Source organism: Sorangiineae bacterium MSr12523, assembly GCA_037157775.1.
Taxonomy (GTDB): Bacteria; Myxococcota_A; Polyangia; order Polyangiales; family Polyangiaceae; genus Pendulispora; species Pendulispora brunnea.
This window is the reverse complement of the sequence record CP089982.1, coordinates 8,037,591-8,052,545: the sequence shown is the minus strand read 5'-3', so window position 1 is coordinate 8,052,545 and position 14,955 is coordinate 8,037,591. Positions and strand designations below refer to the sequence as shown.

The following is a 14,955-nucleotide window of genomic DNA, read 5'->3' as shown; positions in this document are numbered from 1 at the left end:
AGAACGGCATCGACGATGACTTCCCCCGACAAAGAAATCGCCGCAGCCGCTCCGCCCGAGCTGAAACTCGGGATTCCGGGATTCGCCTACGAGGATCTGTTCGATCCTGCGCGCCTGGCGGATCTCCACACCGCCTTCGAGGCGGACTTCGCTGCGCGCGCGCCGGAAGCGCACGCGCAGTTCGATGCGTATCGCCGCGTTCGTGGCGAGGGAATGACGCCGGAGCAGCGAAGCGAAGCGCTCCTGGCGGCTGCGCCGCATTTCAGCTCCTTCGTGGGGCGCTTGTTCGGGGTCGAGGCGGAGCTCGCGCGATTGCGCGATGAAGTCGCATCGCGCGGCCCGCTGTGGAAGTTCAAACACGAATTCGCCAAGAAGCGCGTGCTCGGCAACGCCGCGGGGAAGAATTGGAAAGCCCTGGGCCACGACGATGCGCGCGCGGCCCTCGTTTCCCGCGTGGCCATCGCGGCGGTCCAAACGGAGCAGGCCGACGAGGAGCTCGTGACGGCCCGCGCCGTTCTTGCGTTGCTCGAGGTGGACGACACCGCGCGCAAGGTGAAAAAGGGCGGCGGTGCCACATGGACCGACGAGTTGCGCGCCCGCGCGCACACGGTGGCGGAGGCTCTGCGCGCGGAGGGCGTCGCGGGAGAACTCGACGACGAGTCCGCGGTGGCCTTGGCGCTCGACGCCATCGAGGCGTACCTCGCGGCCCGGCGCGCGGATCATCACGATCCCGTGGCCAAGTGGCCGTCGTTGCGGCAGCCGAAGACGCTCGATTACTCCAAGCTGGTGCAGCTCCGGCGGCCCGATCCGGCCATCCCCGAGCTCTTCGTGGGCGAAGAACACGAACGCCGCGAGCGCAACTTCACCCTGACGGATCGCCGTTACAACGCGCGTCAGACCGAGCAGGAAATCGATTACTGCATCCTTTGTCATAACCGCGACAAGGACTCCTGCTCCAAGGGACTGCTCGATCCGAAGCAGCACGTCATCAAGAAGAATCCCCTCGGCGTCGGTCTGGATGGTTGCCCGCTGGAAGAGAAAATCAGCGAGATGCACACCTTGCGCGGCCAGGGCGATCCGCTCGGCGCGCTGGCGTTGGTGACCGTGGACAATCCCATGTGCCCCGGCACCGGTCATCGCATTTGCAATGACTGCATGAAGGCGTGCATCTTCCAGAAGCAAGAGCCGGTCAACATTCCGCAGGTCGAAACGCGGGTGCTGACCGAGGTGCTCGAGCTTCCGTGGGGCCTCGAGATTTACGGGTTCCTCACACGTTTCAACCCGCTGAACATCGCGCGCCCGCACATCAAGCCGTACAACGGCAAGAACGTGCTCGTCGTAGGCTTGGGCCCGGCGGGCTACACGCTCGCGCACCATCTGGCCTGCGAGGGCTTCGGCGTCATCGCCGTCGATGGTCTGAAGATCGAGCCGCTGCCCGCGACCCTGACCGGCCGCGATCGCGAAGCGCCCGATCCGGTGCACGACTTCAACAAGCTTTATGGGGAGTTGGACGAGCGCATCCTGCTCGGTTTCGGCGGCGTGAGCGAATATGGAATCACGGTTCGCTGGGACAAGAACTTCCTCACGGTGGTGTACCTCACGCTGTCGCGGCACAAGAATTTGCGCATCTACGGCGGCGTGCGTTTCGGCGGCACCTTGACCTTGGACGATGTCTGGGACCTGGGCATCGATCACGTGGCCATTGCCGCGGGCGCGGGCAAGCCGACGATCATCGACATGAAGAACAACCTTGCGCGCGGCATCCGCAAGGCGTCCGACTTCTTGATGGCATTGCAGCTCACCGGTGCTTACAAAAAGAGCTCGATTGCCAATTTGCAAATTGCGCTTCCGGCGGTGGTGATTGGCGGTGGGTTGACCGCGATCGATACGGCCACGGAGCTACTTGCCTATTACGTCATTCAAATCGAGAAAACGCGCGAGCGCTTCCAGCAGCTTTTGAGCGACCGCACGATGGACGACGTGAAAGGGATGTTCGACGCCGAGGAATGGGAGTTGCTGCAGCAACATTTGGCTCACGCCGAGGAGCTCGCCGCCGAAAAGGCCCTGGCCAAGAAGGAAAACCGCGAGCCGCGGGTGCAGCAGCTCTGCGACAAGTGGGGCGGCGTTTCGCTGGTGTACCGAAAGACGCTGCAAGACTCGCCGGCGTACCGGCTGAATCACGAAGAGGTGGAAAAGAGCCTCGAGGAGGGCGTGCGCTACATCGAGAACATGTCGCCGGTCGAAGCGGTGCTCGACGAGCGGGCGCACGTGCGTGGGATCAAGTTCAAACGCAAGGACGGCAGCTTGATCGAACTCCCCGCCCGCACGGTGTGCGTGGCCGCGGGCACGAACCCCAACGTGACCTACGAGCGCGAATACGAGGGCACCTTCCAGCTCGACGAGCGGCAGTACTTCTTCAAAGCGCACCGTGCCGAGGTGGATGCTTCGGGCCTCGTAACGTTGGTGCCGGTGAGCGGCTCGGAAGTAGGCTTCTTCACGAGCTACCAAAAAGGCCGGCGCACGGTGTCGTTCTACGGCGACAACCATCCGCGCTACGCCGGCAGCGTCGTCAAAGCGATGTCCAGCGCCAAAGACGGGTATCCCCGCGTGGTGGCGCTGTTCCCGGAGATTCAGCAATTGCTCGCGTCGGAGCAACCGGCCCGCGACCGCGCGTTGCGGGAAACGTTTGCCAAGCTGGATCAGGAGCTGGTGGCCCAGGTGGTGGGGGTGAATCGTCTGACGCAGACCATCGTCGAGGTGGTGGTGCGGGCGCCTTTGGCGGCGCGGAAGTTCAAGCCGGGGCAGTTCTATCGGTTGCAGAACTTCGAGACGTTTGCGCCCATCGTGGACAATACGCGCCTCGCAATGGAGGGCCTCGCGTTGACGGGCGCCTGGGTCGACGAGGAAAAGGGCGAAATGGGCACCATCGTGCTCGAGATGGGCGGCAGCTCGCGCTTGTGCGCGGCGCTGCGTCCTGGCGAGCCCGTTATTTTGATGGGTCCAACGGGAACGCCGACCGAGATCGCGCACGGCGAGACCGTGTTGTTGTGCGGCGGCGGCCTCGGGAACGCGGTGTTGTTCTCGATTGCGAGGGCCTTCAAGGCATTAGGGTCGCGCGTGCTGTACTTCGCGGGCTACAAGCGCGGAGAGGACCTGTTCAAGCAAGACGACATCGAGCGGTACACCGACCAAGTCATTTGGTGCACCGACATGGGGAAGGAGATTGCGCCGCGGCGTCCGCAGGATCGCCAATTCCGCGGCAACATCGTGGAAGGCATGCGCGCCTACGCCGAGGGCCAACTGGGCAGTGTGGATATTCCGCTCAGCACGGTGAACCGCATCATTGCCATTGGGTCCGACCGCATGATGGCCGCCGTGAAGGAGGCTCGCCACGGCGTGCTGGCGCCCAAATTGAACCCCGTGCACCGCGCCATCGCGAGCATCAACTCGCCGATGCAGTGCATGATGAAAGAGGTCTGCGCCCAGTGCCTGCAAAAGCACGTGGACCCCGTGACGAAGAAGGAGACCGTGGTCTTCTCCTGCTTCAATCAGGACCAGGAGATCGACTCGGTCGACTTCCAGCACTTGCGCGAGCGGCTGCGCATCAATTCGATGCAAGAGAAGCTCGCCGACGCGTGGCTGGTGCGGCTCTTGGCGAAAAAGCCGGACCTGCTGCGGGTGTAGCGGGGTAGGGGACGACCACGTCGGCATTGGCTGACGTGGTCGCCGGGGGGATTACGGGTGAATCAGTGGACGCCGCCGGTGCCTCCGTCGGCGAGCTGGCCTTTGCAGTCGAACGCGATATTGATCTTACCGAGCGGGTCGCCTTGCACCGTCTTGCACGAGTTCGGGCAGAGCGAGATCTTCTTCGGCGCGGCCTTGTCGTCGTAGTGCCAGCCGTTCCCACCGGCGCACGCTTCGCTATAGGAAATCGTGGAGGCCGCATTGCTGCTATTCGTGAAATTGACCCGCACGGCGTCGTAGTTGATGGTGCCGCCGCCGGGCGGATTGGGAATCGCGAAATCGCAAGACATGTTCTGCGTGCGAATTTCGTTCAAAGCCTTGATGAATGCCTGCTTCGTCGAAGTCGTGTCGTTGACCTTGACCAACATGGCTTCCGTCGTCCCACCGGACTTCGCAACCGTGTTGAGCCTTTCGAGCTTGTCGTGTTCAGGGTCGCTGGTGATTCCGATCACGTAAGTTCGAATGCCTTGGTCCTTTGCAGTTTTGGCTTGGCTGGCGACGAGATTTACTTTGCACGTCGTTTCCCTATCCTTGCACTGCTGATCGATGACCGGCGTTCCTCCATGGCCGTCGCAGTTGGCAACGCAGCAATCGTGCGGATCCGTGCAACCATCCGGGCACTTGTCTTCGGGCGTCCCGTCCGTTGCGAGGACGATAGCCGTCACCTCCTCTTTGTGCTCTGCTGCAACGGTCTGGGCCTGCTTGGCAGCACCGCCCATGGCTGCGACCGAAGGGGTACCGCCATCGGGCTTTACGCCGTCGAAGGCTGCTTTGAAGTCTTTCGAATTAGGTAGATCCCTGAGCGACACTTGGGACTTCGAAAATGCGTCTGCGCTGCACAATGCCAAACCCGAGCCTGAAAAGAACGTGAGGGATGCCCTCATTCGGGCCGATTGCGAGTCCGCATAAAACGACTCTGCGGCATCGACGATCGGCCCCCATTTCTTGCTGGTGATATCAGCACCCGTGGTCGTGTCCCGGATCATGCTGCGCGACTTGTCGAACATGAAGACCAGGTTGACCGGCCGCAGCGTGGCCTGCGCCGTCTGCGATGCACAATTCGTCACGTTGCCAGTGTTGCCAGGGTTGGTACCGGGCAGACCGGCATCCCCTGCGCCATTGGTAACGCCTCCACCGCTACCCGGTGCGCCATTTCCAGGTGCGCCATTTCCAGGATTCTCATTGCCGTCCCCGCCGTTGTTGAACCCCGAGTCGTCGCTACCTCCGCACCCTGCTGCAATGACCGTCGCGATGAACGCCGACACTGCGGCGAGAGTGACGCTTCGATGTCGGATCATGGGAGGTTCTCCTCAATTGAGAATAATGTAGTAAAAACGGATACATCGCTAATCCATGGACCCATGGCCGCGCGCGTTCCGATCTGTCAGAGGTACGAAGATTCGTAGGTAACCGGCACAGCGCATATACGCGTACTTGAAATCGTGTCCCCTTAACGGACGAAAGCCCACGCCGACCAAGTGTCGACGCGGGCCGTTCGCTATTTCGTTAGGCTGCCGCTATCTCAGTGAACGCCGCCGCTCCCGCCGTCGGCCTGCGTGCCTCTGCAGTCGAACGCGATGTTGATCTTGCCACCGGGATCGCCCTGGATGGTGTTGCAGGTGTTCTTGCAGAGCACGATCTGGCTCGGCTTGCCAGCCTTGGGATCCTTATCGTAGTGCCAACCATTGTCGCCGGTGCACGCTTCGCTGTAGGGCACCGTCGACGCGACGTTCTTTCCACTCGTGAAGTTCACGCGGACCGCGTCGTAGTTGATCTCTTTGCCGCTTGGGTTGGGAATCGCGAAGGAGCAAGAGAGGTTCGCGCCGCGAATCTCTTGAAGCTGGTTAACAAGCTTGGTGCTCGTTTGTCCCGGCTCCTTCGCGTCAACGTGAAATCCTTGAGTGCCACCCGAAGCGGCGATCTTGTCCACCGCGGCATACAGCTCCGGATCGTCTCCACCGACTCCGATAACGTAGGTGGGAATACCGGCTTTTTTGCCGGCCGCTGCGAGCGAGCTGACATTGTCCACGGTACTCTCGCAGTGGTTCGGTGAGCCGTCCGTTACGAGAAGAACGACGACCTTCTCACCTTGCCTCTTCGGGTCCTTCTGAGCCGCGTCCTTGACCGATTGAGCAAATTTAATCGCCCCGTCCAGCGCGGGTTTAGTCGGAGTTCCTCCGCCCGGACTATTCCGGTTGATCGACGCTGCAAAGTTGCCACTCGGCAAGGGCGTAAGGTCAACATCTTGAATCTTATAGAAGTCACTGAAACAAATCGAATCGCCGTCCCCATCTTGAAGGGGAAAGTATTGCAACGAGGCGTTCATGCCGGCCGACTTAGGGTCCGAATAAAATGTCTTCATTGCCTGTGTGACCGGATCCCAACGCAATCTCTTATTGTAATGATCACCCGTGTTATCTCGATAGTCTCCCATGCTCCCGGAGCGGTCGAACATCGTGATCAGGCTCACCTTCGTGAGCGTGCTGGTGGCCGTCTGCGAAGCGCAATTCGTCACGTTGCCGACGTTACCCGGATCGGCACCAGGCAGACCCGCGTCGCCGGCGCCGTTGGTGACGCCGCCACCCGTGCCGGGATCGCCGTTGCCATTCCCGTTGCCGTTGCCATTCCCGTTGCCGAAACCCGAGTCGTCGCTACTCCCACACCCAGCTGCGGTTACCGTCGCGATGAACGCCGACACCGCGGCGAGAGTAATAGTTCGAAGTCGGATCATGGGAGGCCTCCTCAATAGGACTAGTGCGAAGCAGAGATATACCCCTACTTCATGGACGCATGGCCGGTCCCGTCTGAATCCGTCATGTGGGAGACGAAAATTTATGCGCACGTATCCGCAATAGCGCACATGTGCGCGGATCGTCGCTTCGTGTCTTAGGTAAGCACTTGCTTAGTTAACTTTGCCGTTCGTAGCGCACCCAAACGCAATAGCGATTTTCGCACCTTTGTCTTGCTTCACGCTGTCGCACGTCGAAGCGCATAGTTCGATGGTTCTCGGCGAAGAGACATTGTCGTAGTGCCACCCCTGACCGCCCTGGCACGCTGCGCTGTAGCTCAATGTTGTTGCCTGCCCACCGGTCGGCGTGAGCACGACGTTCACGGCGTTGGTGTCGAGCTTCTTGCCGTCGCCTGGTTGAGGGATCGCAAACGAGCACGACATGACCTCGCCACGGATCTTATTAAGCTGCGCGACCAGATCGCGGCTGGTTTGCTCCGCGTCGCTGTTTTCGGCGACGTAGGTCGCCTTGCCCGTGCCTCCGTTACGCGCGATTTCGTCGAGGTTGCCGGTGTCGGGACCCACGCCAACGACGTACGTCGAGATCGACGGGCTGCCGTTCAAGCCAGATTTCGCCGTGTCGTACACACCTTGCAGTTCCCCACATGCGGTGGGTTGCCCGTCCGTCACGAGAACGACGACCGCGCGCTCATCGGGGTGGGAACCCAGCGTATTCTTCGCGATCTCGAACGCACCGAGGAGTGCGCCTCGTGTGGGCGTGTCTCCGTCAGGGGTGATGCGCGAAATCTCGTCCCCAAATTCCGAACTTGGCAATGCGGTGCGGTTCACCGCCGGATTGCTGTAGGCCGATGCGCTGCACTTGTTTCGCCCGCCAAGAGGGAAAAATTGCAAGGTGGCGTTGAGTCCCGCGGATTGCGGATCCGAGAAGAATGTCGCCATTCCCCGGCTGACAGGCGCCCAACGCTGGGCTGTATTGTCATGTTCGACGCCATTGTTGTCTTGGAATCGCCCCATGCTGCCCGACTTGTCGAACATCACGATGAGATTGACTTGCTGCAGCGATCCGCGCGCACTCGACGTGGCGCACGCTTGGAGGTCGCCCAATCCGCCCACGCCGAAGTCGCCGGAAAAGCCACCTCCGGGATCATCGCCCGGCTTTCCGCTTCCGTTCGAATCGTCGTCGTTCCCGAATACCGACCCAACGACGCCGCACCCGGAAGATGCCGTGACGACGATGATCGAGCCCACGGCCAAAGCCACCTTGCGAAGTCCCATGATGAGGCGCCCTCCTGTGCGAGCGAGAACGCCAATTCCACCCATCGTGCCAATGGCTTCAGCTCATTGCGCATGAGACGATTTGCGTAAATGGGCGCGAATCGACGCGTCAGCCCTGGGGCTCGGCTCTCCCAAGTATGGATATCGCGCGTCCCTGGATCATTCGCGTCGCTTGATCGCCGACTGTCTGGTAGGTGGGCGCTTACTGTCGCGCTCAGACAGCGCAGGCGTGGGCTGTCCCACGGAGGACTTGTGGTAGAAGCCGGGAGTCTATTTCCGCCATGCCCAAACCTTTGGCAGCTCTAGCTCACGACAGTCTATTTTGGAGAAGAATCGCAGCCTGGGGCGCCCAGCAGGGCCCCGAGTGGTGGGTCAAACATAGCCCCACCTTCTTCGGCCTCGCGGGGGCCGTCCTCGTGCCCAGCGCGCGCCGCAAGGTGGTCTCCAACCTGCGACGCATTCGAGGCGATGCTTCGCCCCTGCGCGAGGTCCTCGAGACGGGCCGAACCTTTACCAACTACGCGGGCTGCCTGGCCGAGGTGCTTTCCAATGGCTCGAAGAACGCGCGCTTGCCCGAAGCCGAGCTCATCGGTCGCGAGCGCGTCCTCGAAGCGGCGGCGCACAACAAGGGCCTCGTCGTGGTGACGATTCACACCGGCGGCTGGGAAACGGTGGGCCCATTCTTCTCGCGCATCGGCCTCAAGGTCATGATGGTCATGGAGCCCGAACGCGACGCCCGCGCCCGCGAGCTCCAAGACGAAGCGCGCCGCAAGTCGGGCCTTCTCGTGGCGCATGTGGGCATGGATCCACTGGATTCATTGCCGCTACTGCGCCACCTGCAATCGGGCGGCGTGGTCGCCCTGCAGGTCGATCGCGTGCCGCCAGGTATCCGCACCGCGCCCGTTCGTCTGCTCGGCGCGCCGGGCGAAATCCCGCTGGGCCCTTTGCGGCTCGCACAAGTATCGGGCGCGCCCCTCGTGCCCATCTTCTGCTCGCGCCTAGGCTATCGCCGTTACCAACTCGAGGCGTTGCCGCCCATCTTCCTTCCGCGCCGCGCGTCGTCCGACGAGCTCACCGCCGCCGCGCAAAAGGTCGCCGATGCCGTGACGGCCTTTTTGCGCGTGCATCCGACGCAGTGGTTTCACTTCGGCGAGGAGCGGTAATCGTTGCAGAGGCACTCTGACCGGTTTATCGATTGGGGCGCAGTACACCGGACTCGGAGGAGATCACGATGGGAACGTTGTCGCGGTCCACGGTGAGCGAGACTGCAAAACCCTCGATGGACGGTTCGAACATTGTCCATCCGTCTTTTGTAATGTCCGCCACGCGGAACGCCTGGTTGCCGTAATTGGTGTAGACCGTTGCGAAAATGTGCCCGTTGTGGCCTCGGACGATCGATGGTGCACTGGAGTACTCCGTACTCAGAGGCGCGCCAACGGGGACCCAATCCGAACCGTCGAATCGGATGACGCGGGTCGTTCCATCCCAAAACGAACCAATAGCGAACAATCGTCCGGCATCATCGAAAGCGATTCCCAATGATCGCGGATCCCCACTTGGTGTCGTCGATAGGGTGGAGCCTACAGGCATCCAAGCGGAGCCCGTCCATTTTCGCACGTGCGTTGAAGAATCGGTATACGCGACGTACGGGACCCCTGCCGGGTCCACGGCAATGCGAGGGTGGAGGGCGTCCGCCGTTGGCGAGTCGTTCACCGGTCCGCCGATCGGGGACCAGGTACCATTGGCGTCGAAGGCGCGGACGATGACATTGTACGTGATGGTCTCCCCTGGGATGCCCTCCGAGCATGCCAGCAGGAGTCTTCCATTGGCGTCGATCGCCAAGGGGGAGTCGGTTACGTCTCTGACCTCGTGAATGGGCACGCCGAGCTTGTCCCATCCCGTTCCCGACCATCGTTGAACGACCTTGTCCCTCGTGTTGCCCGGAGCGTGGTCCGAGGACAACACGAGGTTGTCGTTCGGATCGAACAAGATGTGGGGGTCCCATGTTATCAGCGAAAGAGGGTCACCCAATTGAGTCCAAGTGCCATGCAGCGTGTCGAGCGTCGAAACGGTCCACTTTGGCTTCGCGTCATCGTTTCGCTCTTTTGCTACGAGGGCGATTCGCCGTCCTCTCCCGGCGGCCACTGAAGCATCGCCTAGGATGAATCGCTCCGTTAGTCGGGATCCCATGCGCAACCACGGCGGTAGCGTCCAGCTCCAGTTCGGGATCGACGCCAGCGGCCGCCCGTCGAGTGCCGAAACGTCGCCGAAGTGCGCGACCAGCTCCGCGGGAGCCTTTTGTTCAGCCACGGGCGTAATGGTGATCGTTCGCTGATCGGACGAGAGTATGACCCGCGTTGAAATGATCGTCCCGGATGGCGTTGCGAGTGTAACGGCGGACGGTCCAATCTTGACTCTTTCGGAGAACGTAACCTGAATGGGATCCTGGACCGATACATTGGTGTCGCCATTGGCCGGTGTCAGCGCGAGCACGGTCAGCTCTTTCGGCTTCACCGGCGCGTCGGTAGCCGCGTCTGGCAGTGACGTGTCGGGAGGCTCGATGACGCCGGGCGGCGAGATGGGTGATCCATCGCTCGAACTGCATGACCAGAACGCGCCCAACGATATGCAGGTCAAGATGGCCAGGGATGAAGAAGAAGAGCGGTAGTACATCAAAGTTGAACTCGTACGGGGCTAATGTGCGGTGCTTCGTCGAGGCTGCCTTGGCCAAGCGTCCCGTCTCTGTTTAGACCCCAGCACATGACTGTGTGGTCGGACAAAAGTGCGCAAGTGAATGCGATGCCTGCGGCGATGGCGACGGCCGGATTGGACAAGCCTTGAACCTTCAGAGGAAGACTCGATTCTTGTGGCTCGACGGAATTACCATTGATTTGTCCCGCGCCTAACCCACCGTAGCGGTTATTGCCCCAGCACCAGATGGTTCCGTCGTCGAGCAGCGCACACGCGTGGTCCGATGCCATGGCAAGCTTTGTGGCCGACCTGTTCGTCGGGAGGATGACGGGAGCCGCGACGCTATCCTGGGGGGCGTCGAACTTGTCTCGGCCGAGCATTCCGCGTGTATTGCTCCCAATGCACATGACCTCTCCCGAACGAACACGCGCGCACGCGGTGTAATTGCCCGCAGCGATTTCGAGCGCATCGGTGAACATATAGTCCGGAGAGATTGCCAATTGTCCTCGGGAGTTGTCGCCCCACCCATAAACATTTCCTATTTCGTCCAAAACCGCTCCAAAAAGATGGCCAATGGCAATTTGTTTGATGGGGTGTCCCTTACCATCGACTTTGGTAGGGAATTTGCCTCCTCCGCCGTCCGTCCAGTGCAAGCCACGTCCCCAGCACCAGCCATCGTCGGCGCTTACTGCGCACGATGTCATCCCATTCGTCACGATTTGCTGAGAGGGCCCGAGATTTGATACGGGCAAGGCCTCAGGATGTGGTTTGTAGTCGTCGTCGACTGGCGAATTCGCGCGACCGAGTGCACGATAACGATTTTGGCCCCAGCACTGAGCTTGGGCGTCGGTCAAGATAGCGCACGTCGCCTCTGCGGGCTGACCGTCTTCATCGGACTCATCACCGGTTGCAACTTGTATGGTATTGGCGACCGATGCGAGCTGAGGGCTAGGTACGGGGCGCTTGTCAAACGGTCGAGATCCATCCGGCAGTTCCGTTATTTGAGGATTTCCGAGCTGTCCGTGGCGATTGTTCCCCCAACAAAAGAGACGTCCGTCATCCATGGTGGCGCACGCGTGCACGCCGCCAGCCGCGATGCCGATGGGGATGTGCGTCGCAGGAGGCGTGATGATCGACCCTCGGTCCGTGCCCGCGTCGTTCACCGTGACGGCGCCCCCGTTGTCCGCGTCGGTCCCCCCGCACGCCGCGACGATGCCCACGCCAAAAGACGCGGCGAGGCCTCCGAGAATCCCCACGCGCATGCGGTGGCGCGAAACAACGGCCGCGATGGCCCTTCCTCTCGATTCGTTTGCCGGCATGGCACCAGGTTCCTTCGTCGTCCGTCACAAAACTGCGCCCATTGGCGATATCGGCCGCCAAGCGGTCCGAGTTGCGCGGGAAGCTACAAAATGTTCGGAATTGCCGCCACCGCGGCTCGTTCGGTGCAGCAAAATTCTACACCGGAGCTCGCTGGTACTGTCCCGAACGCTCTAGCCCACCTAATGTATCGGAAGATCGAGGTCGCCGATGCCGTGACAGCCTTCTTCCGCGTGCATCCACGCCTTGTTTCACTTCGGCGAGTACCGATAGTCGTTACAGAGGGACTCTGACCGGGGTGAGATGCGGGGTCAGGTCGAAGGTTCCCTGGCCGAGCGCGCCCGAGTTGTTGCTGCCCCAACACATCACCTGATGGTCGGACATGAGGGCACACGTAAACCCTCGACCCGCGGCGATCGAGATGGGCGTGCCCGCCAGATCTTTCACACGCAGCGGCGTTGCAGAATCCTTGGGCTCGACCGACACCCCATTGCTTTGCTCGGTGCCGAGGGCACCGAAATAGCTATCCCCCCAACACCAGACGGTGCCGTCGTTCAGAAGGGCGCATGCATGATCGCTACTCACGACCACCTGGAGTGCGGCGGCGGTGTCCGTTGGCAGTAGGACAGGCGCGGGCCTAAACTCGTCGATTGGGCCGCTGTCCGATGCGCCCCTCCCGAGAAGGCTATCGAAGCCATTGGACCCAAAGCATTGAACATCCCCGCCGTCAGCAGGGCGCATGTCGTCTGTCGTCCAGCTGAGATGGAGTTCACGCGGGCGTTCTTTGCAAACCAAACTCTCTCTGGCCCCTGTTGTTCGTCATGAAGTCCCCAGCAATAAATTCCACCGTAGTTCGTAAGTACGCAGCCATGATGGTCCCCCAATGCAATCTGCGTGATGACGCTGCCAAGTAGACCTGAGATGGTCCTCTCTTTGGCTACGCCACCCTCTGTGACACCCGCATCGTTCCATCGGTTGCTGTATCCCCAGCACTGAGCGCCCTGGGCGCTTACGGCGCACGAGGTTCCGCCGCTGGTGACGATCTGCTCCACGGGCCCGAGCTTCGTTACAGGCATGGCCTCCGGGTGCGGCAGGCGATCCACCATGCCTCGACCAAGTTCATCGAATTGGCTACTCCCCCAGCATTGCGCCTGTGCATCTGGCAAGATCGCACATGTGGCGCGTACTTCGTATCCGCCGTCGATTCGTGCACCCATGGTGGAGAGTTGGGTGACGTGGCTCACGGACGCCAATGCCGGTGTGGCGACCGATCTACCGTCGAATTCGAATCCGCCGTCCAGCAGGGGGGTGCCTTGCGGATTGCCCAATTGGCCATAATCGTTGGCTCCCCAACAAAAGACGCGTCCGTCGTCCATCGTGGCGCACACTTGATTCCCCCCGGCGGCGATGGCCACGGGAACGTGTACCACGGGTTGGGGGATGATCGACCCTCGGTCCGTGCCCGCGTCGTTCGTTGGGACCACGTCGGCGCCGTTGTCCGAATTGCTTCCGCACGCCGCGACGATACCCACGCCAAACGAAATGGCGAGCCCACCGAGCGTCCATGCGCGGGCTCGGTCGCGTGAAACGGCAGCCATCAAAGTCCTTCCTCTTGATTCATTTGCCGGCACGATGGTCACCGATTGAGACGGAGTATGCCGGCGCGAGACGAGGCCACCACGGGAATGTTGTCTGGACCTACGGCTAGCGAATGCGCAAAGCGCGTAATGGGCCACTCGATCTTGGTCCATCCAGCATTCGTAATGTCCACGACTCGAAAGGAATCGCCGAAGCCGCCATCGTAAATAGCCGCAAAAATGTGCCCGTCGCGGCCTGCGGTCAATGGGGCAGCGATGTCCGCGCCGAGCGGCTCGCCGACTGGCACCCAGCCGGTGCCGTTGAACACGATGATGCGCATCGTTTCATCGGAGAAACTGCCCATGGCGAACAGTCTTCCGCCGTCGTCGCAAGCGATGCCCAACCATCGTGCGTATCCACCTGTCGGAGCCAGATTGGAGCCCACCGGCACCCACGCAGAGCCCGTCCACTTTCGAACACTCGCCCAAGGATCGGTATACGCGACATACGGGACCCCCGCAGGGTCCAGCGCAAGGTATGGCTCGAATGGATCGGACGTCCGGGAGTCGTTCACGGTTCCTCCGATGGGCGACCAGGTAGCTTTCCCATCGAACGAGTGGACGACCAAGTTGTACGCATTGGGATCCCCCTGGACGGTCTGCGATGCGGCCACGAAGAGTTTGCCCGTGCCATCGACCGCAAGGAGGGAACGGACGATCTCGTTGGCACCAGGAATGGGCTGGCCGAGGAAGTCCCATCCCGTTCCCGACCATCGTTGAACGAAGACTTGCTTTTCGTACAACGAGGCCACCACGATGCTTCCGCTCGGATCCAGCGCGACGCGTGGACTCGACGTGACCTTGGCGAGAGGGCGAGCACCCAACCATGTCCACGGACCATGCGGTGTGCCAAAGGTGTAGACGTTCCCCGCCGAGCCCCCACCCGCACTCCAGTCCCCCTTCGCGAGAATGGTTTGCCGTCCGGGTCCAATAGCCATCGAACTATCGTTCACGGAGAAGTCCGACTTCCTGGGATCTGGACCCACGCGTAGCCAAGCAGGCAGCTTCCAACTCCAGTTCGGCGTCGGGGTTAGACGCCTTCCATCCAGTGTCGAAATGTCGTTGAAATGAGCGAGCACCTCCGCGGGAGCTTTTTGCGGAGCCACCGGCGAAAGGGTGACCGTTCGCCCATCGGCGGAGAGTCGGATGGTCGTTGGAATGGCCGTTCCGTCCGGCGTCGTGAGCGTAAGGGCCGATGAACCAAGTTGGACGGGCTCCGAAAACGTCACCTGAATCGGATCTTCGATGGCTACATTGGTATCCCCATGGGTCGGCGTCAGCGAGACGACGGTGAGGTCTTGCGGCTCCACCCGCCCATCGCTGCCCGCATCACGTGGGGATGCATCGAAAGGCCCTTGCGGGGATCCGTCGGGAGGCTCGACGATACCGCCTGGCGAGATGGGCGATCCATCGCTCGAACTGCACGCCCAGAAGGCACCCGTCGCGATGCAGGTGAAAATACCGAGGGTCCGAGAAAGAGACGGAAAACGCATCCTACGAAACCTTGCTGTGATCAAAAGAGGCCTCTTTTCGGTGTGCCCG

The 14,955-nt window shown here is 61.4% G+C and carries 11 protein-coding genes; 3 read left to right on the top strand and 8 right to left on the bottom strand.

What is annotated here, in order from left to right:
- Nucleotides 1-15: 15 nt before the first annotated feature.
- Nucleotides 16-3,684, top strand: a complete 3,669-nt coding sequence (locus LZC95_31615) for an FAD-dependent oxidoreductase (protein WXA90989.1) — start codon at nucleotides 16-18, stop codon at nucleotides 3,682-3,684.
- Nucleotides 3,685-3,746: 62 nt separating this feature from the next.
- Here the strand turns inward: LZC95_31615 and LZC95_31610 are convergent, their stop codons facing one another.
- From LZC95_31610 to LZC95_31600, 3 genes are all read right to left on the bottom strand, one after another.
- Nucleotides 3,747-5,042: a VWA domain-containing protein gene (locus LZC95_31610; GenBank protein WXA90988.1), complete on the bottom strand. Its 1,296-nt coding sequence runs from the start codon at nucleotides 5,040-5,042 to the stop codon at nucleotides 3,747-3,749.
- A gap of 224 nt (nucleotides 5,043-5,266) precedes the next feature.
- Complete coding sequence (locus LZC95_31605) at nucleotides 5,267-6,475, bottom strand: VWA domain-containing protein (GenBank protein ID WXA90987.1); 1,209 nt, start codon at nucleotides 6,473-6,475, stop codon at nucleotides 5,267-5,269.
- 171 nt (nucleotides 6,476-6,646) lie between these two features.
- Nucleotides 6,647-7,768, bottom strand: coding sequence for a VWA domain-containing protein (locus tag LZC95_31600; protein ID WXA90986.1), 1,122 nt, complete (start codon nucleotides 7,766-7,768; stop codon nucleotides 6,647-6,649).
- Between the two features lie 281 nt (nucleotides 7,769-8,049).
- On the opposite strand from LZC95_31600, the gene LZC95_31595 reads away from it, so the two are divergent.
- On the top strand, nucleotides 8,050-8,931 hold the full coding sequence (locus LZC95_31595; GenBank protein ID WXA90985.1) for a lysophospholipid acyltransferase family protein: 882 nt from the start codon (nucleotides 8,050-8,052) through the stop codon (nucleotides 8,929-8,931).
- Between the two features lie 25 nt (nucleotides 8,932-8,956).
- Here the strand turns inward: LZC95_31595 and LZC95_31590 are convergent, their stop codons facing one another.
- Nucleotides 8,957-10,261, bottom strand: a complete 1,305-nt coding sequence (locus LZC95_31590; GenBank protein WXB00240.1) for an Ig-like domain-containing protein — start codon at nucleotides 10,259-10,261, stop codon at nucleotides 8,957-8,959.
- On the opposite strand from LZC95_31590, the gene LZC95_31585 reads away from it, so the two are divergent.
- The gene (locus LZC95_31585; protein WXB00362.1) at nucleotides 10,206-10,436 is read left to right on the top strand and encodes a hypothetical protein; all 231 of its coding nucleotides are present in this window, start codon (nucleotides 10,206-10,208) and stop codon (nucleotides 10,434-10,436) included. The genes LZC95_31590 and LZC95_31585 overlap by 56 nt on opposite strands.
- Nucleotides 10,437-10,440: 4 nt before the next feature.
- Here the strand turns inward: LZC95_31585 and LZC95_31580 are convergent, their stop codons facing one another.
- From LZC95_31580 to LZC95_31565, 4 genes are all read right to left on the bottom strand, one after another.
- Complete coding sequence (locus tag LZC95_31580) at nucleotides 10,441-11,778, bottom strand: hypothetical protein (GenBank protein ID WXA90984.1); 1,338 nt, start codon at nucleotides 11,776-11,778, stop codon at nucleotides 10,441-10,443.
- Nucleotides 11,779-12,052: 274 nt separating this feature from the next.
- The gene (locus tag LZC95_31575) at nucleotides 12,053-12,361 is read right to left on the bottom strand and encodes a hypothetical protein (protein ID WXA90983.1); all 309 of its coding nucleotides are present in this window, start codon (nucleotides 12,359-12,361) and stop codon (nucleotides 12,053-12,055) included.
- Nucleotides 12,358-13,374: a hypothetical protein gene (locus LZC95_31570; protein WXA90982.1), complete on the bottom strand. Its 1,017-nt coding sequence runs from the start codon at nucleotides 13,372-13,374 to the stop codon at nucleotides 12,358-12,360. Before LZC95_31570 ends, LZC95_31575 begins: the two co-directional genes overlap by 4 nt.
- Before the next feature lie 38 nt (nucleotides 13,375-13,412).
- Nucleotides 13,413-14,906: an Ig-like domain-containing protein gene (locus LZC95_31565; GenBank protein ID WXA90981.1), complete on the bottom strand. Its 1,494-nt coding sequence runs from the start codon at nucleotides 14,904-14,906 to the stop codon at nucleotides 13,413-13,415.
- Nucleotides 14,907-14,955: the final 49 nt, after the last annotated feature.

Coding starts and splice junctions, on each gene's coding strand:
- LZC95_31615 (WXA90989.1), top strand. CDS start 16: ATGACTTCCCCCGACAAAGAAATCGCCGCAGCCGCTCCGCCCGAGCTG.
- LZC95_31610 (WXA90988.1), bottom strand. CDS start 5,042: ATGATCCGACATCGAAGCGTCACTCTCGCCGCAGTGTCGGCGTTCATC.
- LZC95_31605 (WXA90987.1), bottom strand. CDS start 6,475: ATGATCCGACTTCGAACTATTACTCTCGCCGCGGTGTCGGCGTTCATC.
- LZC95_31600 (WXA90986.1), bottom strand. CDS start 7,768: ATGGGACTTCGCAAGGTGGCTTTGGCCGTGGGCTCGATCATCGTCGTC.
- LZC95_31595 (WXA90985.1), top strand. CDS start 8,050: ATGCCCAAACCTTTGGCAGCTCTAGCTCACGACAGTCTATTTTGGAGA.
- LZC95_31585 (WXB00362.1), top strand. CDS start 10,206: ATGGGATCCTGGACCGATACATTGGTGTCGCCATTGGCCGGTGTCAGC.
- LZC95_31580 (WXA90984.1), bottom strand. CDS start 11,778: ATGCCGGCAAACGAATCGAGAGGAAGGGCCATCGCGGCCGTTGTTTCG.
- LZC95_31570 (WXA90982.1), bottom strand. CDS start 13,374: ATGGCTGCCGTTTCACGCGACCGAGCCCGCGCATGGACGCTCGGTGGG.
- LZC95_31565 (WXA90981.1), bottom strand. CDS start 14,906: ATGCGTTTTCCGTCTCTTTCTCGGACCCTCGGTATTTTCACCTGCATC.